Source organism: Mucilaginibacter sp. NFX135 (assembly GCF_048565145.1).
Classification (GTDB): domain Bacteria; phylum Bacteroidota; class Bacteroidia; order Sphingobacteriales; family Sphingobacteriaceae; genus Mucilaginibacter.
On record NZ_CP183412.1, the window covers coordinates 2,406,400 to 2,430,846 of the forward strand.

Here is a 24,447-nt window from a genome sequence, read left to right on the forward strand (position 1 = left end):
GTTTTTGTCTTGATTCTTGTATCTTGATTCCTGACTCTCATACTTGTAACATCATATTTACTTTTGAGATTAAAAAATATGATATATATACAAACAAAAACCGTTCTTAAGCTATATTTAGTAGCATGAATTACATAGCCCAAACAGGTATGCTTAAAAAGGCATATCTGAGTATCGTAATATTATTTTTTATTTGCCGCCAGGGTTTTGCACAGGTTCAAAATGTGCCTGTTAATTTTAAGGTTGATAATTTGATATGTGAATATAAAGTTAACCCTATAGCAGTCGACGCGGCCAACCCGCGCCTGAGCTGGAAACTGATAACCCAGGATCGTAACATACAGCAAACTTATTATGAGATACGGGTAGGTACAAACGCGGTATCGCTAACCAAAGGTCAAAACCTGATCTGGACTTCGGGTAAGGTCCCGTCAGATGAGTCGGCGCATGTATATTATGGTGGGCCGATGCTTACCTCGCGCGAAAAGTGTTACTGGCAGGTACGGGTATGGAACAATAAAAACCAGGTAAGCCCCTGGAGCATGGTCAACTTTTGGAAGATGGGTTTGCTGAAACAGGAAGACTGGTCGGCCAAATGGATCCAGGATAATTACGTGTCTGATACCACCGGCGGTCCCAGCCCCATGTTCCGCAAAGCATTTAAACTTGATCATAAAATACGCGCGGCCCATTTATATATCACTGCCCATGGCGTATTTGAGGCCCAGATCAATGGCAAAAGGGTAGGGAACGATTACTTCGCACCCGGCTGGACAAGCTATAACAAACGCCTGCAATACCAGGTGTATGATGTTACTTCGCTGCTTAAAAGGGGCGATAACGCCACCGGCGTAACCATTGGCGATGGCTGGTACAGGGGCTATACTTATAATCGTAAAAAGAATGTCTACGGTAAAAAACTGGCCCTGCTATATCAGCTGGAGATAGTTTATACCAATGGCAAACGCGAGGTGATGACCTCAGACAAAAGCTGGAAGGTAGCCTATGGGCCCATCCGCTCGTCTTCATTTTTTGATGGTGAGGTGTATGATGCCCGTAAGGAAAAGAACGGATGGACGGATCCTCTGTATAAGGATGCCACCTGGGATACCGTAAAAACAGACGAAAGCATCAAAAGCAATTTGATCACTACTATTGGTCCAACGGTAAAAAAACATGAGAAGTTTTTACCGCTAAAAGTATTCACCACCCCGGCCGGCGAACGGGTGATCGACTTTGGACAAAACCTGGTAGGTTGGGTACAATTTAAGCTGAAAGCCAAAACAGGCGATACCATCCACCTTTTCCACGCTGAAGTGCTTGATCAGAAAGGTAATTTTTATACCAAAAATCTGCGTACCGCCAAACAAGAGATCACCTACATATTTAAAAGCGATAGCGCAGAAAGCTATGAGCCCCATTTTACCTTTCAGGGCTTCCGTTATATGAAAGTAGTGGGCTATGCCGGGCCGCTTGATTCAACCAACATTGCCGCATACGCGGTATATTCTGATATGGCGCAAACGGGTAAATTCTCTACCTCCAACCCCCTCATTAATCAGCTACAGCATAATATACAGTGGGGGCAAAAAGGTAATTTTGTTGATGTGCCTACCGATTGCCCGCAACGGGATGAGCGTATGGGCTGGACGGGCGATGCGCAGGCTTTTTGCCGTACCGCTACTTTTAATATGGATGTGGCCGGTTTTTTTACCAAGTGGTTAAAAGATCTTTCGGCCGATCAGCATAAAGATGGCGCGGTACCCTATGTGATCCCAAACGTGCTGGATAGTGTTTCATCAGCCGCCTCAGGCTGGAGCGATGTAGCCACCATTGCACCCTGGACTATTTACCTGGCCTATGGCGATAAACAGGTATTGCAACAGCAATATGAAAGCATGAAGGCATGGGTGGGATATATTCAACTCCACAGCCGTAATTATCTTTGGGATACTGGTAACCACTTTGGCGACTGGCTCTTTTATGCCGGAACCAATTACGAGGATGGCGCCGCCCTGACCGATAAAAATTTGATAGCACAGGCATTTTACGCTTACTCTACCCAGTTGCTCATCAATGCGGCCAAAATTTTGCACCGGGGCGATGATGTGCAGAAATACACCCAACTGTTGTACAATATCAAAAAAGCCTTCCAGAGCGAGTACGTGACGCCCAATGGCCGCATGATATCGGGTACGCAAACCTCCTATGTATTAGCCTTGAACTTTGACTTGCTGCCCGAAAATTTACGTGAATCAGCGGCAAAAAGGTTAGTGAACAATATCCAGGATTATGACGAGCATATCACCACCGGCTTTTTGGGTACACCCTATATTTGCCATGTACTGAGCCGTTTTGGGCATACCGATATTGCTTATGACCTGCTGATGAAAGAGTCGTACCCATCGTGGCTGTACCCGGTAAAGCATGGGGCTACCACCATTTGGGAACGTTGGGACGGCATCAAGCCCGATGGCAGTTTTGAAGACCCCGAAATGAACTCCTTCAACCATTACGCTTACGGCGCCATTGGCGATTGGATGTATCGCGTGATAACAGGTATAAATACCGACGAAAACTCGCCGGGCTTTCATAGGATAATTATTTCGCCGCATCCGGGTGGCAAACTGACCAGCGCCCAGGCCGAACTGGAAACTTTGTATGGTAAAGTAAAATCGGCATGGAGTATTGATAATGGTATATTTACATTGGATGTTATTGTGCCGCCCAACACAACCGCCGAGATCGTACTGCCATCAGTAACCGACCAGATTACCGAAAATGGCCTCGATATCAACACTGAAAAGGAAATAACCGGTATCCAGAAAATAAGTAATGATGAGCATTTGAATATTGGCTCGGGTACATACCATTTTGTGTATACGCTAAAAACGTTTGGCAAACACGTTAATTAAGAAGAAGTAAACTGGGTTTATATGGGTCCACTTGGAGTGTCATTAAATAAGGGTTTGTGGTTAAAAAAATGATGAAAAACAGAATTTAAGGCAAGGACTGTGCGATTCTCCTTTGGAGAGTAATAGCCCATGAAAAGGCGGAGTTTAAACTTACAAGGTTAAAAACAAGTCGCATAGCCGACTCACCGGTCGTTGCTTCGCTGGACCACCCTCTCTGCGGCTTTGCCGCAAAGAGGGTAAAGAAAAAAAGAATTAAAAATCCCCTCTATGCGCGAAGCGGAGAGAGGGGTGACAAGCGCAGCGATGTCGGGGTGAGTCGATAGGTGCCTAATTTTCGCCTTATGCCTCTTCATGGACTATTACTCTCTCAAGAGGGAAGTTGCATAACGATAACATTTCAAGAAGATAATAGTTGTCTGTTTTAAACAGATGTTAAGGTTTTTTGATCAACAGAGGATAAAACTATGGCAAACACCATCGTTGGCGATAAAGCCACCAGTATCAGTCGCCCGCGCTTGCTTTCGCTCGATTTTTTTCGGGGATTTACCGTGGCTGCTATGATACTGGTGAATGATCCCGGCGACTGGGGCCATATTTACTGGCCGCTGGAACATTCTAAATGGAACGGCTGCACACCGACCGACCTGGTTTTTCCCTTCTTTTTGTTTATGGTGGGCGTATCCATAGTTTACGCCATGCAGGCCAAAAAACTGGATGCCGCTGGTCATCCCAGGCTGATGTTATCCATCCTTCGCCGTACCCTTATTATTGTATTGCTGGGGATCTGTTTACCGCTTATCGGCGATTTTCAGTTCAGCCATTTGCGTTTCCCCGGTGTATTGCAGCGCATTGGTATTGTTTTTGGTATTACGGCTGTGCTGTACATTAAAACCAATACCCGCACACAGATATCCATTGCCCCGGCTTGCTTAATTGGCTATTACCTGCTCATGGCTTTGGTTCCTGTACCCGGCTTTGGTCATGCCAACCTCAATCCTGAAACTAACCTGGGCGCCTGGATCGACAGGTTGGTGTTTACGCCGAACCACCTCTGGGGTGCATCCAAAACCTGGGATCCGGAAGGTTTGCTGGGCACTATCCCCGCTATCGGCACCTGCCTCATCGGAGTACTTACCGGTACCTGGCTCAAAAGCGACAGGCTGAAAACCGGCAGCCAGATACTCCGACTAACGAATGTAGGAGCTTTGCTGGCTGTAGCCGGATTGATCTGGAATACGTTTTTTCCCATCAATAAATCCTTATGGACAAGCTCCTTTGTATTATTCACCGCCGGATTGGCTATCATCATACTGGCCATATCTTATTGGCTGATCGATGTAAAGGGTTATAAAAAATTGCTGCCACCCTTCCTGGCTTTTGGGCGTAATGCTATAGCGGCTTATGTACTGGCCGATGTTATCCCGGCTGTGATAGCCATTATCCCGGTTACGGATAACGGGCACAAGACCAATATCTGGTCGTACATGTATTTTCATTTGCTCACGCCAAACTTTTCGTCCGAGAATGCCTCGCTCATATCGGCTATCTTTACCGTCATTATCATCTTTATACCGGTTTGGATATTGTATAAGAAAAACATCACGGTAAAAATTTAAACCTCTATTCCTTTTATGATTCGTTTCAGCAAAATATACCTGCTTTTAATAATAACCTGTTTGGGCTTAGGTGTAAAAAAGTCGGTCGCGCAGATGCACATTATTCCGCAGCCACTTCACTTAACCACACAAAAAGGCAATTTTATATTGAACAGTAAAGCCGTTATCGGGGTTGATAAAGAAAGTGCCGCGGTGGGAAAATACTTGCAAGGCTACCTCGCTCAATATTATAAACTGCAATTAACCCTGAAAGTTTATACCCAGATTCCTCCCTCAACAGCAATCAGATTGATCAGCAGCAACCTAAAGGGTACGGATGGCGCTTATGCCCTGAGTATTACCACCGGCAAAATAACCATATCCGGTAAAGGGGCCGGCATATTTTACGGAGTGCAATCACTTATACAATTGTTGCCCGGAGTTGCTGCTAAGCCCCTGCAAATACCTGTTTGTGCCATTAGCGACGAACCCCGCTTTCAATGGCGTGGACTGAGCCTGGATGTATGCCGCCACTTTTTTATGGTGGATGAGGTAAAGAAATACATAGATGTAATGGCGCATTATAAGCTGAATGTATTGCACTGGCATTTAACCGACGATGAGGGCTGGCGCATCCAGATAGATAAATATCCAAAGCTGACCGAAGTTGGTTCGAAAATAGCTTACTACGCCAAAGAAGGGAAGTTCCGGAAGCTGGATAACCTGGTAGATGGAGGTAACGATGGCTTTTATACCAAAGCCGAGATTCGCGACGTGATCAAATATGCACAGGACCGGTTTGTGACCATTTTGCCCGAAATTGAAATGCCTGGCCACAGTGAAGCAGCCATATTCGCCTATCCCGAATTAGGCTGTAAGGATTCTACAGGTGCCAAACACCGGGTACGCATGCTCGACCCGAGCGAGTATACCTTTAAGTTTATGGAAGACGTGCTGACCGAGGTGATCGCCTTATTCCCTAATCAGTACGTACACATTGGTGGGGATGAAGCGGAAATGGCCGACTGGCTCAAAAGCCCAACAGCTGTTGCCCTGATGCGAAAAGAAGGCCTGAAGAACGAAAAGGAAGTACAAAGCTATTTTATTAAACGCATCGAGAAATTCCTGATCTCCAAAAATAAAAAGCTGGTGGGCTGGGATGAGATCTTACAGGGCGGCTTGGCAGAGTCGGCAACAGTGATGAGCTGGCGGGGCGAAGAAGGGGGAATCGAAGCCGCACGCATGCACCATCATGTAGTGATGACACCGTTGCCTTATATGTACTTTGATGCGCCGCAGGCCAATGAGCAATTGGAACCCATAGGCTGGAATCCGCCGGTTACCTGGCAGATGGTGTATAACTACGAACCGCAATCGGGTCAGTTAACACCTGCCGAGGCTGCCTATATTTTAGGTGCGCAAGGCAACATCTGGACAGAAAAAATACCCAATGCCCCGCATCTGGAGTATATGGTTTTTCCACGTGCGCTGGCGGTGGCAGAACTGGCCTGGAGCAGTAAAGAAAATAAGAACATCGACCGTTTTGAATACAAAATGAAACAACAGTATCCTTATTTTAAACGCTGGAACCTCAACGCTCGCCTGCCCGATATTGTAGGTATTGACCATATCACCACCAATGCAGAGCGGTTTAAGCAAACCTTACAATACCCTTTATTGGGTGCGCAGGTACGGTATTCGCTTAACGGCAAAATGCCCGATAGTACAGCCAAAGCAGTAGCGTTTCCCGTGAATATTGACGTTCCACTAAAGGATAGTCTGGAGCTGAAAACCTATACCACCTGGAACCTGAACGCGCAGCACATATTGCAAAGTGCTACCATAAAACATGTAAAAATTAAACCACGGGTAGTTTATACAGCCGAACTGAAACCAGGTTTAGGCTATAAAATTTTCAAAGCCAAGGAAATCAACTATGCCAAACTGGAGGCTGTACCCCCGGTGAGCATGACCGTGATCTCAACTGCCACCCCGGCAATATTACCTGTAACTGATGGAGATTTGACCTGGGTTAAGTTTAACGGTCTGATTAAAATAGATACAGAGGGTGATTACGAATTGACATCGGGATTTGAGGTGAGCCCGACTTTAAATTTGGATAATGGATTGCTTATCAGAGGCGAAAAAAACAGGTATGTAGAACCGCAAAAGGCCTTACTGTATCTTAAAAAAGGCTTTTACGAGTTTAGCGGCTATTACACTGCCACCGAAGCCAATAGCAAACAAACATTGTTTGTGCTAAAGGATGCTGCCGGTAAATTGCTTGATCCGCAGAAATACCTGTTTCATTTATAGATCATATCAATATGATGCGAAAAAAATGGAGTTTAACAATAGCGGCATTTTTGATCATATCCGCCGCCAGTGCCCAGGTTTATAAAGACCCGAAAGCCCCTGTGCCTGCCCGGGTCAAAGATCTGCTGGGCCGCATGACGCTGGAAGAAAAAGTGGGCCAAATGAGCATGAATTCCTTAAAAGGCTCATTGAGCAATCCCATTGCTTATGGCGTGTGCGAAAGTCCCTTTGTTACCATCAATGAAATAGCATCCTTATCCATCAAAGCCAAAAAATACGCCCGCGAAAAAACACGACTGGGCATTCCACCCATACAAATAGGCGAGTGCCTGCACGGGCAGCTGGCTGCAGGGGCTACTATATTTCCGCAGGCCATAGCGCAAGGCAGCAGCTGGAACCCGGCGCTCATTAAACAAATGGGTTCGGTTATTGCCTACGAAGCATCTTCATCAGGCGTTGATCAGGCGTTGTCGCCCTTGTTTGATCTGATCCGTGACCCCCGTTTTGGCCGGGTGGAGGAGTGTTATGCCGAAGACCCTTACCTGGTGAGTCAATTGGGAATGGCCTTTGTAACCGGTATGCAGGGCGATGCTGCACAAAGCCTGATAGGCATCGACAAAGATAAGGTGATGTGTACTGCCAAACATTTTGCTGCCTACAGTATCCCGGTGGCGGGTATTAATTTGGGGCCTGCCTCCATTGGTGAGCGCGAACTCCGGTCGATATTCCTGCCACCATTCCGTGATGTGGTGCAAAAGGCCAACATCTATTCGGTGATGCCATCCTATAACGAAATGGACGGCATACCAGCCCATGCCAACCGGTTTTTATTGGAGCAGGTATTGCGCAGGGAATGGGGCTTTAAGGGTTATGTATTCTCTGATTATGAGGGCTTGAAAATGTTATACGGCTTTCAGCGCACGGCCAAAGACGCGAAAGCTGCCGCCCGCATGGCCCTCAACGCCGGTGTCGACCTGGAAGCGCCCAGTCCGGATGCATATAGTAAACTCATAGATCTGGTAAAAGCAGGTAAGGTAAAGGAATCACAGATAGATACCGCCGTAGCCCGTATCCTTACTGCCAAATTTAAGGCCGGTTTGTTTGAGAAGCCATTAGTAGATACCTTGCAGCTTAAAAAGCGCGTGCATACCCCAGCGCATGTGGCCCTGTCACAGCAAATAGCCGAGGAATCTATCATCCTGCTTAAAAATGACCAGCAATTGTTGCCCCTGAATATCAATAAATTGAAGTCGCTGGCGGTGGTTGGCCCCAACGCCAACCAGGTACAATACGGCGATTATAGTTCCACCCGTGATAACCGATCCGGTACTACCGTATTAGATGGTATTAAACAATTAGCAGGCAATAAAATAAAGATCAATTATGCCAAAGGCGGTACCCTGTCCGGTCGGGATACCAGTGGTTTTGCGGAGGCTGTTACCGCTGCTAAAAACAGCGATGCTGTAGTTGTAGTGTTGGGTACCACCAGTGTAGTATTCTCGGGTGTTGGCTGGAACGGTCACACCCCCGAAAGCGAGCCCAAAGATCCCTTTACCTGCGGCGAAGGTTATGATGTGACCGATATTAATCCTGATGGTGTTCAACGCCAGTTATTGCAGGCCATTTATAAAACCGGTAAGCCCGTGATACTGGTGCTGGTACACGGCCGTCCATGGAGCATCAGTTGGGAAAAAGAACATATCCCGGCCATACTCGAAGCCTGGTATCCTGGCGAAAAGGGCGGCGCGGCGGTGGCCAATATCCTGTTTGGCAAGGTGAACCCGTCGGGCAGGTTAAACGTGTCCATACCGCAATCCACAGGGCATATACCGGTATTTTATAATCATGTGAGTTCGGGCAGGGGATTTTATCATAATCCCGGCTCGCCGGATAAGCCGGGGCAGGACTATGTTTTTTCATCCAGCGATCCGCTCTTTCCTTTTGGTTTTGGCTTGAGTTATACCTCTTTTAAATACAGCAATATGCAGGTATCGGCAAGCTCGCTTGGCAAAGCCGGGCAAGTGCAGGTTGCTGTCGATGTAACCAACAGTGGTAATGTAACAGGTAAAGAAGTGGTGCAAATGTACCTGGGTAATAAAGTTAATTCGGTAACCACCCCGGTAATGGCGCTGAAAGGTTTTGATAAGATAGCCCTGAAACCCGGCGAAACCAAAACGGTAAAATTTACCATAACACCCGAAGACATTGCCATATGGAACATGGATATGAAACGGGTGACCGAACCCGGTACCTTTGATGTGATGATTGCCCGCTCGGCAACGGATGTAGTGTTTAGCAAAACATTGGAATATAAAGAATAAGCCATGCGGAAAAGCCTGTTAATAGGAATGCTTTTTTTATGCGGATGCTTTGTCGCTTATGCGCAGAGTTACAGCAAATACGTCGATCCCTTTATTGGCACTTCCGCTACAGGGCATACTTTTCCAGGTGCTACGGTACCCTTTGGTATGGTGCAGCTTAGCCCGGAAACCGGTAACTTTGGCTGGCATTATTCCTCGGGTTACCGTTATGAGGATAGCACTATAACCGGCTTTGCGCATACCCATTTAAGCGGCACAGGCGGTGTCGACCTGGGCGATGTGCTGTTTTTTCCTTTCCAGGGTAAAGATCCGCAGCAATTTGTGAGCAGGTTTTCGCATCGTAAGGAAAAAGCTTCTCCGGGTTATTACGAGGTGGTGTTGGATGATCATGACATCAAAGTACAGCTCACCGCATCCGCGCATACCGGCTTGCACCGCTATACCTTTAACAAAGCCGGGCAATCGCACCTGCTTATTGATATGCAAAGCGGACTGGTAGAGAATGCAAACGAATTGAAAGAGCACGTATCCGAAGGCAGCATTACTATCAATTCAAAAACGGCTATCAGCGGTTATGCCTTCAGCAGCCAATGGGTAGAGAAAAAGGTTTACTTCACCGCACGGTTCAGCAAGGCTTTTACCGGCTCTCATTTTATCGACGAGGATCATCGCCGCCTGATAGTCGACTTTGATACCAAACACGGCGAAACTATCGAAGCCAAAGTAGCCATATCTGGCGTAAGTATTGATGGCGCCCGCAAAAACCTGGCTGCCGAAACCGCTACCAAAACATTTGACCAGGTTAAAGCGGATGCTGCCAAAATATGGGAAAATTATTTCGGCAGGATGAAGGCCGAAGGAACTACCGCACAAAAGACAGCCTTTTATACCAGCATTTACCACGCCCTGATCCAACCTAACAATATTGCCGATGTGGATGGTCAATACCGTGGCGCCGACGGTGAAGTTCATCAATCTGCAGACAAGGTGTATTACTCCACCCTGTCGTTATGGGATACCTATCGCGCAGCACAGCCATTTTATACGCTGATCTGTCCGGATAAAGATGGGCAGATCATTGAAACCATGCTGCAGCATTTTAACACCACCAAACTGCTGCCCATATGGACTTTATGGGGTAAGGAGAGCTATGCTATGATCGGTAATCATGCAGTACCCACTATAGTGGATGCAGCGTTAAAAGGCATCAAAGGTTTTGACCGGCAACAGGCATTTGCTGCTGTTAAAGCCTCGCTCACCAATAATAAAAACCCCAAGTACAACTGGGATACCTATATGCGTTATGGATACTTACCGTCCGACTCGGTAAAACGCGAGGCTGTTTCCCGCACACTGGAAGCTGCTTATGATGATTGGTGTGCCGCGCAACTCGCCAAATCCCTGCATAAAACAGCCGACTATAACTATTTCAGTAAGCGGTCCAAATACTATGTAAACCTGTTCGATAGATCAACCAATCTGATGTGGGGCCGTTTAGCCAATGGCGATTGGGTACGTCCCTTTGCCAACCTGGATAGCGGGCAGCTGGCCATTGGCGGCGATTATACCGAGGGCAATGCCTGGCAATATGTATGGTCGGTACAGCAGGATATTCCCGGTTTGATTAAACTCATGGGCGGGAAGAAGCCTTTTGCCGCCAAACTCGATTCCTTATTTAGCATGAGCTCTAAAGTGTTTGGCAAAGGTTCTACACTGGATGTTACCGGGTTGATAGGCCAGTATGCACACGGCAACGAACCCAATCATCATGTGGCTTATTTGTATACACTTGCCGGTCAACCCTACAAAACCCAGCGCCTGGTACGCCAAATAGCCGATCAGTTTTATCAGAACAAACCAGATGGCCTATCGGGCAATGATGACTGCGGACAAATGTCGGCCTGGTATATTTTCACAGCCATGGGTTTTTACCCCGTTAATCCAGGCGATGGTCGTTACGTTTTTGGCGCGCCGCAGCTGAGCAAGGTAAGCATTGCCGTAACTGGTAGTAAAAGGTTTGTGATCGAGGCCAAAGGTTTATCTGAGGCCAATAAATATGTGCAAAGTATCAGCCTGAATGGCAAGCCTTATCTGAAAAATTACATCAGCCATAGGGATATTTTAAAAGGCGGACGGTTGGTTTTTGTGATGGGTAATAAGCCGAAGATGTGATTGCCTTTGTAGAGACGCATCACATGCTGCGCTGTTCGAAGTCTCTGACTTCGGACGACTATGTCTGTAGTTTAAAACTACAGACACCTGGCCGGTTCAATGTTTTTCTGTAGTCTGAAGACTACAAGCGTAATAGTTCGAAGTCAGAGACTTCGAACAGCGCGCGCTGAATTATTAGCCAATCTTTACCTTATACCGATACCCTAAAATCGCCTCTACATTCACACTCCTCACAACCTTCCATTCCTTCAATTCATCAAGAAATTCCGGGGCTTCCAACCCCGATCTGATGCTTGCCACCGTATAAAACGCCGAACGGCTTGGGTGATCAGGAGAGCAGCCATTAAACAAATAACCAAATGCCTGCCGGGTAAGGATGGCCATGCTCAAACCAATACAATCATCCAAATGAATAAGGTTAACCGGGGCATTGCCATTGGCGATGTCCTTTTTTCCGGCAAAGAACCTGCTCGGATCACGGTCCGGACCGATCAGCCCCGCGAAGCGGATAATCGTAGTTTTGAAGGTGCTTTCCGCTCTGAACAGGTCTTCTGCTTCCAATAGTATCCGTCCTGCCTCGGTATTAGGTTGCGGATCGCTTAATTCATCAACCTCCGCGTTTACATCGGCATAAACACCTGTGGAACTGATAAAGACCACATTTTTTACACCATGTTTTTTGATGGCTTTGATGATGCCTTGTATCTTGTAAATAAACTCGGGTCCTTCACCGCCCCGGCTTTTGGGCGGGATACAGATAAAAAGCACATCGCAGGTAAAAAACGCATCGTCATACTGCTCGTTACCCTGCAAAAAACTTACCAGGTAGGGATCTATACCATCGGCAGCCAATGCCTCCAGTTTTTGTGGTGATGTGGTGGAGCCTTTTACCGTATGACCGGCAGTGATCAGTGCCTTTGCCAATGCCTGGCCGTACCAGCCGCAACCTAAAATACTGATGTTCATTTTCTGTGGCATTACCTGTTTTTAAGCTTATTTTAATGAATTGGCGCAAAGGTAATTAAATATTTAAGGCAGATAAATGCGCAGAATGTGCATTTATCTGCTAAACTTTTTGCCTGTTATAATCGTTGTTGTTGTATGAAAAAGGAGATTTTAGCAACATCTGTCGTTTTAGGATTAACCGCCCTGGCCCTGCAAGCCAGGTGTAAACCCTTAGAAACTGTTAAATACGTAGAACTAAAAAAATATTTAGGTACCTGGTTTGAGATAGCATCCATTCCACAAATTTTTGAAAAGGGTTGCAGCTGCACATCGGCAACTTACGGGTTAGCCGAGGACGGCTCGCTGATCGTCAAGAACCGCTGTATTAAAGACGGCAGCTTAAAAGTAAAGGAAGGTCGTGCTTTTGTAACCGATCATACCAACGCGAAACTCGATGTTGAATTCTTTTGGCCGTTCAAGGGTAAGTATTGGATCATCGATCTGGCTAAAGATTATAGCTATTCGGTAGTTGGTCACCCTGACCGTAACCATTTATGGATCCTGAGCCGCCGCCCTACACTGGACGAGCAAACTTATAATGAGCTGGTAGTACGTGCCGCTGACAAAGGTTTTGATGTACGCAAGCTGGTAAAAACCGAGCAGATAGCTGATGTATCGGGGATATAAATACAGAGCGAAGAATCAAGTTTATTAGGATAAAGAATATGTCTTCCCCGCTGGCTGTGTCCTCACAGCCAGCTTACAATCGACAACATAAAAAAGCCGCCTGTGAGGACACAGACGGCGGAATAGTATATTTGTAGAGACGCATCACATGCGTCTTTTTTATGAGCGAATAATATTAAAACCGGTAACCCAAAGTCAAAAAGGTATCACATTTGTCTTTTCAGCTTATGGTCGGTGTTATCACTACAAGTGTTCGGAAGAATAAATTGCGACATTACATTTTATAAAGTATCTGAAACAAGCTTGCTCCGTTAGGAGCTACCTGTTTATAGCACCGCATCCCCCTCTTTTATGCCTCGTAGAGGCTACTCTTATACAACTTACCTGCTCATTTAGGGTTGCACCTAGGGAGCAAAAAGATATTTTGTCTTGTATCTCTACAAACAGGGAGCTCCTAACGGAGCATATCGACAATAAAATGCAATAGGTCTATTTACCCTTTAATCTTCCGAACACCTGTGGTGTTATCACCGCACCATTGATAAATATCACTTATTTTTCTTTTTTGAGCCAAAGGTTAAACCTAAGCCAACTATCAGTGTAGGCAACCAACAAAAGAAAGAATATTTCCCCATTTCATTTACAATAGGGTTTAGTGGTGGACCTTGATATGCAAACAGGGAAACTCCAAGAAAAAACATCCCTATTCCTATAACGATCAACACTATGCCGATTATTCTATATGTGGTCATTGCCGATATTTATTTAAAACCGATATCCTAAAGTCAAAAAGGCGTTATCGTTTGTCTTTTTGAAATTAGCTGTCGGGTTGCCGTTGTTGATCAAGTAAGGCGAGAACGATTCGGAGCCGGTAACATGCGCATAGGTAGCATCTACATAATACTGACCAAATCTTAAACCTATACCTCCGCTAACCGTTTTGATATCACTGCTTACATCTGTAGCGCCTGTGTTATTTTTAAACGGACTGCCTTGCTGGCTGTATCCGCCGCGTAAGTAAAACATATTGGTTACACGGGCTTCGGCACCCACATGTAGGTTGATAGCCGATTTGTAATTGGCTTTAATGGCATCAATATCGCTGGAATTATCATAACTATCATTACTGCTGATGTGGGTTGTGGAATAGTCGATATATTCCACATCACCACTGATAAAACCATATTTGCCAATAAAAAAAGCGGCCCCGCCTGTTAATTTAAGCGGTGTACGCATATTGTAGTTTAGTTCATAATTACCTGAATTATAAGGCTGGTTTGGTCTTCCATTAATGGAAGTGGCCAATCCTTCGGTAGTTACATCGTTGATACTGTAAAAGGTAGGAGAGGTGAAGGTGAAACCTAAACGTACGGCTTCAACGGGTTTGTAAATAATCCCCAGCTTAATGTTAGCACCCGAACCCGTGGTTGACTGATTTTGTATGTAGTTAGACCTGAAAGGGGTTGTAACACCATTAACGCCCCCATTGGGTATTATAGATGCGGTGCCATCCTCAATAAACTGACGGGAATAATCATATCTGAGGTCGGTTATAGCCACGCTCACACCCAGGTATAATTTATTGCTGTAATTGGCCCCCATAGCTAAATTAAACTCCGATTGACCGCCTACCCGCGAAATGGTGCCTGTTTGGTTTACGGGGACATTAATGGTACTGCCGAAATCAAAGCCTTGAGGGGTGGCAAACTTATCGATTAAACGATCACTATAGGCCGCTTGCGCGAGTGGGTCATCCGGATGGTTATTGGCCGTACCTGCATAATAATCAGATATGGAGTTGCTTGCATTTTTGCCGTTATAAACTATATTCTCATAAAAGTTATTGGTACGGCTGTAACCCGCGCCATAATTAATGCTGAGCCATCCCTTGCTTTTATCACTCCCTTTTGGGCGGTTAAGTTGCTGATAATACACAATGGATGCATTGCTTAAATTGCCGCTGCTTTTGCTGGCATTATTGGCTTGCCCATAATAGCTTGATTTTACTTTCGATCCATTGAATTCCGGTGTTATGCTGAATTCTGAATGGGTGAAAAAGCCCAAACCCGCTGGGTTGCCGCTGAGAGAGCTCAGATCGCCGCCTATAGCCGTACCCGCATTGCCAATTGCTTTAATACGCGATGTAGAGCCGTTTTGAAAGGTCGAAAAGCGGACTACGTCCTGTGAATATTGCGCAAAACTATTTTTGGTAATAGCTACTATAGCGATTACACTAAGTAAGTATTTTATCTTCATGGGATTTCAGGGATGATAAAGTTTATGGCCTTGATGGTCTGCCGCCTCCGCCACCACCGCCGCCGCCCGAACTTCTGGAACCACTGCCCGACGAATTATTGGAAGGTGCTGAAGATGTACGGTCAACCTGGGGCTGTTGATATTGTGGTCGTTGTTGTGTAACCGGTCGTGAGTTATCCGCATTGGTTTGTTGTGAACCCGGGCGCGACGGACGGCCATCTGTACGGACCGGTCGCGAATAATTGTTGTTGGTGCCCCGGCCACCTGGTATATAGCCTATACCGCCACCGGCAGGTACACGTGAACCATAGCCTGGTCTGCCACCGGTACCCTGGTTACTACCACCGCCGCCGCCAAACGGAATGCCTGGTCCCCGGTTTGGACGAGGCCTGCCAGAGGTAAAGTAATTGCTGCCCCAATATCCTCCGGGATAACCGCCGCCATAGTAGCCGCCACCCCAATATCCACCGCCATATCCGCCCCAGCCATATCCTAAGCCCCGGCCACCGTAGCCATAACCCAATCCCCAGCCGCCATACCCGTAGCCGTAAGGAGAGTAGCCATAGCCCCAGGGGCCATAATTAAAGCCTAAGCTAAAGCCGTTGTTGTAATAAGGGTCGCTGTAGCCATAATACAAATTGTCATAAAAGCTAAAAGGCGAGAAATAATTGAAACGGTTGATGCGCGATGTATAATCATCATAGTAAAAATAATCATCGTCATCATCAACATAAGTCTGACCTTGTGTAGCGTTGGGGTTATAATTGTCGGCCGCGGCGTAAGTAGGCTCGTCGCCGGCCGTTGCTTTTGAAAAGTAAACGTCATCGCTGGTATCTGTATTGGCAAGCTTGGTTGTGGAGCAGGAACTCAACGCCATGGCGCCGATCAGAAAAATTCCTGTAGCAATGTTCCGTTTCATATGCAGGTATGTGAAAAGTTCGAGTTCAAATAACTTTTTAATTTATAAATTTGGCGCAATATACAATATTCGCACAAGTCAAATTATATATTCCAATCAATATGAGTAAAGGTGTTATTAGTAAAGACGAAGATTATTCGCAATGGTTTAATGACCTGGTAATAAAATCCGACATGGCCGAATATTCGCCGGTTAGAGGTTGCATGATCATTAAGCCATACGGATATTCGATATGGGAAAAAATACAAGCCGTACTGGATCAGATGTTTAAAGATACCGGGCATAGTAATGCCTATTTCCCGCTGCTGATACCCAAATCTTTCTTTAGCAAAGAGGCCAGCCACGTGGATGGTTTTGCTAAGGAATGTGCTGTGGTTACTCATTATCGCCTTAAAAACGATGGCGATGGCAATATCATAGTTGATGAAGAAGCAAAACTGGAAGAAGAACTCATTATCCGCCCCACATCCGAAACCATTATCTGGAACACGTATAAGGGCTGGATCCAATCATACCGCGACCTGCCTATTCTGGTAAACCAATGGGCCAACGTAATGCGCTGGGAAATGCGCACCCGCTTGTTTCTGCGTACCAGCGAGTTTTTATGGCAGGAAGGCCATACGGCCCACGCTACATCCGAAGAAGCCGTTGCTGAAACCGAGCAAATGCTGAATGTCTACGCCGATTTTGCCGAAAACTGGATGGCGCTGCCGGTGGTAAAAGGCCGTAAAACAGCCAACGAACGTTTCGCGGGAGCTTTAGATACCTATTGTATTGAGGCCCTGATGCAGGACGGTAAAGCGCTGCAAGCTGGTACCTCGCACTTCCTGGGGCAGAACTTTGCCAAGGCTTTCGATGTGAAATTCACGAATAAAGAGAACGTACAGGATTTTGTTTGGGCAACCTCATGGGGTGTTTCAACCCGTTTGATCGGCGCGCTGATCATGGCTCATAGTGATGACGCCGGACTGGTATTGCCGCCAAAATTGGCCCCTATACAAGTGGTAATTGTGCCTATTTACAAGCACGACGAAGAGCTGGATAATATTGCCGCTTACGTAGCAGGCTTAACCAAGGAGTTGAAAGCAAAAGGGATCTCTGTAAAATTTGATAAACGCGATACCCACCGCCCTGGAGCTAAGTTTGCCGAGTACGAGCTGAAAGGCGTGCCATTGCGCGTAGCCATCGGTAGTCGCGACATGACAAACGGTACCGTGGAACTGGCCCGTAGGGACACTAAAACCAAGGAAACCACTACCCAGGAAGGTTTGGCGCAGAAAATAGAAAGCCTGCTGGAAGAGATCCAGAACAACATCTACAAAAAAGCCTTCGATTTCCGTGCCGAAAACACTACCGAGGTGGATACCTGGGACGAGTTTAAGCGCATGCTGGATGAAGAGCCAGGTTTCCTGAGCGCCCATTGGGATGGTACGCCAGAAACCGAACAAAAGATAAAAGAGGAAACTAAGGCGACAATCCGTTGTATACCTTTGGATAACAAACAGGAAGAAGGCAAATGTATTTTGACAGGAGCCCCTTCGAAACAAAGAGTTCTGTTTGCAAGGGCGTATTAGAGCCAGCCTATAGTTCATGGTTAATAGTTCATAGTCAAAACTATTAAACCATGAACTATGATCCATTAACTATGAACTACCAATTATGAAATTCGCAACTAAAGCTATACACGCAGGGCAGGAGCCCGATCCAACAACCGGCGCTATCATGACGCCGATATACCAAACATCAACCTACTGGCAAAAATCGCCTGGTGATAATAAGGGCTACGAGTACTCGCGCGGTACCAACCCAACCCGCAAGGCGCTGGAAGATTGTTTGGCGGCATTGGAGAATGCCAAATTCGGACTGGCATTTTCAAGCGGCATGGGCGCTACCGACGCGGTAATGAAACTGCTGGCTCCCGGCGACGAAGTGATCACAGGGAACGATCTGTACGGCGGCTCTTACCGCATCTTTACCAAGATCTACGCCAACTATGGCATCAAATTCCATTTCCTGGATCTGTCGAACCCAGAGATCATCCGCGAGTATACCAACGATAAAACCAAGCTCATCTGGATAGAAACGCCTACCAATCCTACCATGCAAATTGTGGATATAGAGGCGATAGGCAAAATAGCCAAAGAGAAAAGTCTGCTTTTTGTGGTAGATAATACCTTTGCTTCGCCATACCTGCAAAACCCTATTGATCTGGGTGCCGATGTGGTGATGCACTCGGTAACCAAATACATCGGCGGTCACTCAGACGTAGTGATGGGCGCCTTGATGCTGAACGATGAGGACTTGTACAAAAGACTGTGGTTCATCTATAACGCCTGCGGCGCTACACCCGGCCCGATGGACAGCTTCCTGGTGCTGCGCGGTATCAAAACCCTGCACCTGCGCATGAAAGCCCATTGTGAGAATGGCAGGCAAATAGCAGAGTTCCTGAAAACGCACCCCAAAGTAGAGAAGATCTACTGGCCGGGCTTTACCGATCATCCAAATCACCAGATCGCTAAAAAGCAAATGCTTGATTTTGGTGGTATGATCAGTATCGTGTTAAAAGGTGCCGATTTGCAGGAGACATTCCGCATAGCGTCATCATTCAAAATATTTTCACTCGCGGAGTCGTTGGGCGGTGTAGAATCGCTGATCAACCACCCCGTAAGCATGACCCACGGATCGATCCCCAAAGCCGAGCGCGAAAAGGCCGGCGTGGTTGACAACCTGCTGCGCCTGAGTGTAGGGGTGGAGGATATTGAGGACTTGCTGGAGGATCTGAAACAAGCACTTTCTTAGTACGCATCTCCACGCGTCATTGCGAGGTACGAAGCAATCTCTAAACTATACAGAGCCTCTCTGCTAATCGGGGATTGCTTCGTGCCTCGCAATGACGCCTTTTTTATAAATTCTGATGATCGAAAACGTAAAAGCCTTCCTCGACACCAAAGTAGCCCAATACAACCAGCCCGGTTTTATTGAGAACGACCCGATATCCATTCCGCATATGTTCAGCCGTAAGCAGGATATCGAGATCATGGGTTTTTGGGCGGCTACTTTATCCTGGGGACAACGCGTTACCATTATCAAAAAATGTAAGGAGCTTATCACGCTTATGGATGGCGTGCCCTATGATTTTATCATGAATCATGAGGAAGTCGACCTTAAAAAGCTGCTCAGTTTTAAACACCGCACCTTTAACGATATTGATACCCTGTATTTCATCGCCTTTTTCAGACACCATTACGAAAGATTTGAATCATTGGAGGACGCGTTTTTGCCTGCAATTATAAAAGAGTTTGTCATCCTGAGCGATAGCGAAGGATCTAATCGCCGACAGATTCTTCGCTCCGCTCAGAATGACAAAAGGGTTGATGCCGAAACAGCGCTGAACCACTTCCGTTCATACTTCTTTTCCCTGCCCGATTTTCCGCACCGTACCAAAAAGCATGTGTCATCGCCATCGCAAAAGTCTACCTGCAAGCGCTTGAATATGTTTTTACGTTGGATGGTGCGCCAGGACAATTGCGGGGTTGATTTTGGTATCTGGAACCGCATAAAACCTACTGATCTCATCTGTCCGCTTGACCTGCATGTGGATAGGGTGGCGCGTAAGCTGCTGCTCATCACCCGCAAACAAACCGACTGGCAAACCGCCGAAGAACTCACCGCCCGCCTGCGCGAATTTGATCCCACAGATCCCGTAAAATACGATTTCGCCCTGTTTGGATTAGGTATCGAAGAGCGTTGGGGCGTGCAGTTTTAGCCGATCTTTTACATCATTTTCAGGCATCTCGAATTAACTTCCGCTCGTCATTGCGAGCGTAGCGTGGCAATCCCTAACTGTACAGAGCCGCTCTGCTAATCGGGGATTGCCACGTCGTTCCTCCGCAATGACGCGTAGAGAAAAGAACTTCCTCTTTCCGCCGGAGGCGAAGAGAGGGAGGTCCAGCGCAGCGATGCCAAAGGTGAGTTGACTCGATTTTAAAGGAAATACCACTATTTCAATAACCCTATCAAAATGATAAAACCTATCAAAATGATAGGTTTTTAAGTCACCATAAAATGATTCTTATTTAGTTATATATCTGTAATATAAAGTTTTATCAAAACAAAACACCTTCCGGCATACATTTTGGCTGTAGCGAATCATCAATCAAATTAATGTATGATGGTACTGTTTTCTGAAGCTGCCGGCCAAAAAATAAAACAAATGGCAAAAATCTCCCGGGCAGCCTTTTTTCCATCATGTCAACCCCTATTTTTTTATTTCATTAAATGAATTCGCACGTTAAGCAACTCTCTTTCGCGGGTCTTATAGTTACCCTTGGTATTATTTTTGGCGATATCGGTACATCGCCCCTGTATGTTTTCCAAACCTTACTGGTAGAGGGCGGCAAGGTGAACACGGCGCTGGTATTAGGCTCCATATCCTGTATCTTCTGGACACTCACCCTGCAAACCACATTTAAATATATCGTGATCACCCTGCAGGCCGATAATAAAGGCGAGGGTGGTATATTTTCCCTGTATGCCCTGGTAAGGCGCTATGGCAAATGGCTGGCTATCCCGGCTATTGTAGGCGCTGGTACTTTACTGGCTGATGGTATTATTACCCCACCCATATCCGTAACATCAGCCATTGAAGGGCTTAACCTGGTACCCGCGTTTTCCAGCGTTATTGTGCCGGGCAACAATCTTATCCTCATCATCGTGATCAGCATTATTATCCTGCTGTTCTTTTTTCAGCAGTTTGGTACCAAGGTGGTGGGTTCGGCGTTTGGGCCTATCATGCTGCTGTGGTTTGTGATGCTTGGCATATTGGGTACCATGCAGGTAATTCATCATCCATCCATATTTAAAGCTTTAAATCCATATTACGGCGCACGTTTGCTGATGGATCACCCCAAAGGTTTCTGGTTGCTGGGCGCGGTATTTTTGTGTACCACGGGCGCCGAAGCGCTATACTCAGATCTGGGTCATTGCGGGCGTAAAAACATACAGGTAAGCTGGATATTTGTAAAAACTACCCTGGTTTTAAACTACCTGGGGCAAGGTGCCTGGGTTTTGGCACAAGCGCCGAGTAAAGATTTTACCGGTGTTAACCCATTCTTCGAGATTGTGCCGCACCAATTTTTGATTCCCAGCGTAGCGCTAGCCACAATGGCGACCATTATTGCCAGTCAGGCCCTCATCAGCGGATCATTCACACTCATCAGCGAAGCGGTGAGCATGAATTTCTGGCCGCGCATCACTATCAAATATCCATCTAACATACGCGGACAGATCTATATCCCCAGCATCAACTGGATCCTTTGCGTTGGTTGTATCCTGGTATCGCTTTACTTTAAAACATCTGCCGCCATGACGGCTGCCTATGGTTTCAGTATCACCATAGCCATGCTCAGTACCACCATTTTAATGTATTACTTTATGCGTTATGTAAAGCATTGGCCGGTATGGATGGTGACTGTGATCTTATGCGTGTTTTTAACGGTGGAATTCTCGTTTTTTGTGGCCAATGCGGTGAAAATTATACACAGGTTGTTTTTTGTAGGCTTTGAAATTGGTTTGATATTTACCATGTACGTTTGGTTTAAGGCCCGCAAGATCAATAACCGCTTCCTCAACTTTATCGATATCAAGGAAAGATTACCACTGCTCAACGCACTGAGCGCCGATACAACGGTAAACAAATATGCCACACATCTTATCTATTTAACCAAGGCCAACAACGGCAAACAGATAGAAGAAAAGATCATGTACTCCATTATGAGCCGCCGCCCTAAACGTGCCGATACCTATTGGTTTGTGCACATTGAACGTACCGACGAACCCTACACCATGGAGTACAGCGTTGACCAGATAGAACCCGGCAAAGTGATCCGTATCGAGTTCCGCTTAGGTTTCCGGATACAGCCAAGGGTAAACGTATTGTTCAGGAATGTGGTAGAGGATATGGTGAAACGCAAGGAAATTGATATCACCAGCCAGTACGAATCATTAAATAAATACAAAATAGCCGCCGATTTCAGATTTGTGATCATGGAGAAATTCCTGTCGTACAATAACCTGTTCAGTACGTCGGAAGCGTTTATCCTCAATAGTTATTTCGCTATCAAGAAACTGGCCCAGTCAGAAGCCAAAGCCTTTGGCCTGGATACCAGCGAAACGCGGATAGAAAAAATTCCACTGGTTGTAAAACCCGTAAGTAACGTTCACCTTAAAAGGGTAGAGGCGGTTAGTTATAGCAATGGTGTTTTGGAAGTGAACTGATAGTAACTGTAAGTTAATAATGATAGGCCTTATCCTGTTTTCAGTACAGGGTAAGGCCTATTTTTAGTTGGCGCTGTTCGAAGTCTCTGACTTCGAACTAATATGCCTGTAGTTTATAACTACAGATAGTTTGTTTAGTAACTCCGTGTAGTCTAAAGACTACGACCATAGTCGTCCGAAGTCGGAGACTTCGGACAGCGGGAGTTCGGCATGACTCCAACTAAAAAAGACTTACGAAGTTTTTAAAACTCGTAAGTCTTATATGATCCCACTGCATAATTTATCTTGCTGTCTGAAGTCTCTGACTTCAGACGATTATGTAGGTAGTCTTTAGACTACCGAAGAGCCTATAGTTGAAAACTACAGGCATAGTAATTCGAAGTCGGAGACTTCGAACAGCGAGGGATCAAAAGCCAGGGCCAGTGCGGTTCCTTCCTCGGGGGCCATTGCGTGGACACATCAAACAATCAACAGGATAATATGCTCCGTTAGGAGCTACCTATTTGTAGCACTTAAAATTTATACCCTTTGCCTCGTAGAGGCTACCCCATAATCACAAATGCGATTATCTGCTAATTAGAGGTTGCACCTACGGAGCAATCTTGTTTTTTGATTTAATCTGCTACAAACAGGTAGCTCCTAACGGAGCATAGCAACTCGTGTACACACGGTAACCCTTGGGAAGGGGAGAAGGGGTTTCTGCGGCTGATGCTTCATCGTTTTTATAACACCGGGTGCATAAACCCCTTCCTGCTATTACGCAAACCAATCGCATCCATCTGCCAGCGAAAGAGTTTCATCGATGAGTATTGCACCACAATCTTGCAAACGAGCGCAAGTAAAAATCACTAATTCATTAAATCAATAATTCACTAATTAAAAACTACGCTTCTTCCTTAAAGTAAACTTTATAGTAGTTCATAGCTCTGCCATCGTCAAAGCCTTTTTCAATGAGCTCTTTGTCGCCGTGAATGTAGATGTGGAAGTTTTTATCCAGCTTGAGTACGCTTTTATAAACACGCGCCTGCTTTTTTACGGCATTATCTGATATTACAAAGTTATCGGCAATGGGGCTGTCGAACTCCTGCTCGTACTGGTTTTTAAAGTTCTTGAACGATTCGATGGCCTCCGGATTGCCGATTACCTCGTTAGAGAATTCGTCCATATTAAATTCATCCTTCTCCTTAAAGTACTTCATGGAGCGGTTTAGCAGATCGATCTTGTCGGCCTTGCTCATTTCAAACTGGTCGTCAAGTTTTTCGGTAACAAAGTTTTTGTAAATACCCAGGGTATTATTGGTTTGGTTAAAGCTGTCGTTACGGATACGGAGTTGCAGAAAATCGTCTTTCCAGTACACTGCAGCATCTTGTCCGCCATTGGTTTTATCAACTACCACCACTTTGTAGCCGTTCTCTTTTTCGATATTAAAAATGAGTACGCCTTTGTCCAGTTTGTTGATGTTGATGGCATCCTGTTCATAATCAACCTGAAAACCGCCTTTATCGGGGTAAACTTTTAAATAAGTCTCCTTATTTTCCGATTTAAAAATGCCAATGGCATCCAGTGGGTTGCCTTCAATTTGTACATCGTTAAAATAAACCACGTACAGTTCGCCGCCTTTAATATTGGGGTGCGTGGTAGTTTTGTATAGGTGTTTGGCTATCTGCTCCGATGCTTCGTGAAACTTTTCCTTGTCCTCAAAAGCCTGTGTGGCAAAGTGATGGATCTCATTGAGCGCCAGGTTGCCGCTGCTGTGCATGAGGTGATATACCTCATTGGCTTTTTCAAAGGGCTTTAAAAAATACTGCATCAGTAGGTTGGGAATAATATCGTCCTTCAGTTCCAGGGGCTGGTTTGACAGAGCATACATCTCTTCCTGCGACTGGTTGCCGACATGATGAACCGAAATAGTATCGAGCGAGGCTTCAAAAAAAGTTACCATAATTGACGCGAAGGTAGGGCTTTTGTGGCGTAGTACATAGTTCATGGTTGATAGATCATAGTGAGAATTACAGGAGATTTATTGACTATCGATCATGGTCAAT

The 24,447-nt window shown here is 45.9% G+C and carries 14 protein-coding genes; 10 read left to right on the forward strand and 4 right to left on the reverse strand.

Features of this window, described 5'->3' with window-relative positions:
• The first annotated feature begins 125 nt into the window (after positions 1-125).
• From ACNURT_RS10345 to ACNURT_RS10365, 5 genes are all read left to right on the forward strand, one after another.
• A complete protein-coding gene (locus tag ACNURT_RS10345) occupies positions 126-2,915 on the forward strand; it encodes a family 78 glycoside hydrolase catalytic domain (protein WP_419701683.1) in 2,790 nt (929 codons plus the stop codon).
• Positions 2,916-3,379: 464 nt separating this feature from the next.
• Complete coding sequence (locus tag ACNURT_RS10350; protein ID WP_419701684.1) at positions 3,380-4,531, forward strand: acyltransferase family protein; 1,152 nt, start codon at positions 3,380-3,382, stop codon at positions 4,529-4,531.
• 15 nt (positions 4,532-4,546) lie between these two features.
• Positions 4,547-6,826 (forward strand): beta-N-acetylhexosaminidase, encoded by a 2,280-nt coding sequence (locus ACNURT_RS10355; protein ID WP_419701685.1) that lies wholly within the window; start codon positions 4,547-4,549, stop codon positions 6,824-6,826.
• Between the two features lie 11 nt (positions 6,827-6,837).
• Entirely contained in the window at positions 6,838-9,147 is a 2,310-nt protein-coding gene (locus ACNURT_RS10360) for a glycoside hydrolase family 3 N-terminal domain-containing protein (protein ID WP_419701686.1), read from the forward strand.
• A 3-nt stretch (positions 9,148-9,150) separates the two neighbouring features.
• Complete coding sequence (locus ACNURT_RS10365) at positions 9,151-11,319, forward strand: GH92 family glycosyl hydrolase (protein ID WP_419701687.1); 2,169 nt, start codon at positions 9,151-9,153, stop codon at positions 11,317-11,319.
• Between the two features lie 174 nt (positions 11,320-11,493).
• On the opposite strand, the gene ACNURT_RS10370 is transcribed toward ACNURT_RS10365, so the two are convergent.
• Entirely contained in the window at positions 11,494-12,285 is a 792-nt protein-coding gene (locus ACNURT_RS10370) for an SDR family oxidoreductase (protein WP_419701688.1), read from the reverse strand.
• Between the two features lie 135 nt (positions 12,286-12,420).
• On the opposite strand from ACNURT_RS10370, the gene ACNURT_RS10375 reads away from it, so the two are divergent.
• Positions 12,421-12,951 (forward strand): lipocalin family protein, encoded by a 531-nt coding sequence (locus ACNURT_RS10375; protein WP_419701689.1) that lies wholly within the window; start codon positions 12,421-12,423, stop codon positions 12,949-12,951.
• Between the two features lie 765 nt (positions 12,952-13,716).
• Here ACNURT_RS10375 and ACNURT_RS10380 read toward each other — a convergent pair.
• Together ACNURT_RS10380 and ACNURT_RS10385 are read right to left on the reverse strand one after the other, a co-directional pair.
• Positions 13,717-15,207, reverse strand: a complete 1,491-nt coding sequence (locus tag ACNURT_RS10380) for an OmpP1/FadL family transporter (protein ID WP_419701690.1) — start codon at positions 15,205-15,207, stop codon at positions 13,717-13,719.
• Between the two features lie 22 nt (positions 15,208-15,229).
• Positions 15,230-16,126 carry a hypothetical protein gene (locus ACNURT_RS10385; protein ID WP_419701691.1) on the reverse strand — a complete coding sequence of 299 codons (897 nt, stop codon included), beginning with the start codon at positions 16,124-16,126 and terminating at the stop codon, positions 15,230-15,232.
• A 101-nt stretch (positions 16,127-16,227) separates the two neighbouring features.
• Between ACNURT_RS10385 and proS the strand changes: the two genes are divergently transcribed.
• The 4 genes from proS (at position 16,228) to ACNURT_RS10405 (ending at position 22,402) form a co-directional block, all read left to right on the forward strand.
• Positions 16,228-17,700 carry a proline--tRNA ligase gene (proS, locus tag ACNURT_RS10390; RefSeq protein WP_419701692.1) on the forward strand — a complete coding sequence of 491 codons (1,473 nt, stop codon included), beginning with the start codon at positions 16,228-16,230 and terminating at the stop codon, positions 17,698-17,700.
• 85 nt (positions 17,701-17,785) lie between these two features.
• Positions 17,786-18,925 carry a cystathionine gamma-synthase gene (locus tag ACNURT_RS10395; RefSeq protein ID WP_419701693.1) on the forward strand — a complete coding sequence of 380 codons (1,140 nt, stop codon included), beginning with the start codon at positions 17,786-17,788 and terminating at the stop codon, positions 18,923-18,925.
• A 115-nt stretch (positions 18,926-19,040) separates the two neighbouring features.
• Complete coding sequence (locus ACNURT_RS10400; RefSeq protein ID WP_419701694.1) at positions 19,041-19,892, forward strand: TIGR02757 family protein; 852 nt, start codon at positions 19,041-19,043, stop codon at positions 19,890-19,892.
• Positions 19,893-20,404: 512 nt separating this feature from the next.
• Positions 20,405-22,402 (forward strand): KUP/HAK/KT family potassium transporter, encoded by a 1,998-nt coding sequence (locus ACNURT_RS10405; RefSeq protein ID WP_419701695.1) that lies wholly within the window; start codon positions 20,405-20,407, stop codon positions 22,400-22,402.
• Positions 22,403-23,285: 883 nt separating this feature from the next.
• Here ACNURT_RS10405 and ACNURT_RS10410 read toward each other — a convergent pair.
• Positions 23,286-24,344 (reverse strand): nucleoid-associated protein, encoded by a 1,059-nt coding sequence (locus ACNURT_RS10410; protein WP_370998641.1) that lies wholly within the window; start codon positions 24,342-24,344, stop codon positions 23,286-23,288.
• Positions 24,345-24,447: the final 103 nt, after the last annotated feature.

Excerpts from the sequence above, each read along its gene's own strand:
- ACNURT_RS10345 (WP_419701683.1), top strand. The coding sequence starts at position 126 with ATGAATTACATAGCCCAAACAGGTATGCTTAAAAAGGCATATCTGAGT.
- ACNURT_RS10350 (WP_419701684.1), top strand. The coding sequence starts at position 3,380 with ATGGCAAACACCATCGTTGGCGATAAAGCCACCAGTATCAGTCGCCCG.
- ACNURT_RS10355 (WP_419701685.1), top strand. The coding sequence starts at position 4,547 with ATGATTCGTTTCAGCAAAATATACCTGCTTTTAATAATAACCTGTTTG.
- ACNURT_RS10360 (WP_419701686.1), top strand. The coding sequence starts at position 6,838 with ATGATGCGAAAAAAATGGAGTTTAACAATAGCGGCATTTTTGATCATA.
- ACNURT_RS10365 (WP_419701687.1), top strand. The coding sequence starts at position 9,151 with ATGCGGAAAAGCCTGTTAATAGGAATGCTTTTTTTATGCGGATGCTTT.
- ACNURT_RS10370 (WP_419701688.1), bottom strand. The coding sequence starts at position 12,285 with ATGAACATCAGTATTTTAGGTTGCGGCTGGTACGGCCAGGCATTGGCA.
- ACNURT_RS10375 (WP_419701689.1), top strand. The coding sequence starts at position 12,421 with ATGAAAAAGGAGATTTTAGCAACATCTGTCGTTTTAGGATTAACCGCC.
- ACNURT_RS10380 (WP_419701690.1), bottom strand. The coding sequence starts at position 15,207 with ATGAAGATAAAATACTTACTTAGTGTAATCGCTATAGTAGCTATTACC.
- ACNURT_RS10385 (WP_419701691.1), bottom strand. The coding sequence starts at position 16,126 with ATGAAACGGAACATTGCTACAGGAATTTTTCTGATCGGCGCCATGGCG.
- proS (WP_419701692.1), top strand. The coding sequence starts at position 16,228 with ATGAGTAAAGGTGTTATTAGTAAAGACGAAGATTATTCGCAATGGTTT.
- ACNURT_RS10395 (WP_419701693.1), top strand. The coding sequence starts at position 17,786 with ATGAAATTCGCAACTAAAGCTATACACGCAGGGCAGGAGCCCGATCCA.
- ACNURT_RS10400 (WP_419701694.1), top strand. The coding sequence starts at position 19,041 with ATGATCGAAAACGTAAAAGCCTTCCTCGACACCAAAGTAGCCCAATAC.
- ACNURT_RS10405 (WP_419701695.1), top strand. The coding sequence starts at position 20,405 with ATGAATTCGCACGTTAAGCAACTCTCTTTCGCGGGTCTTATAGTTACC.
- ACNURT_RS10410 (WP_370998641.1), bottom strand. The coding sequence starts at position 24,344 with ATGGTAACTTTTTTTGAAGCCTCGCTCGATACTATTTCGGTTCATCAT.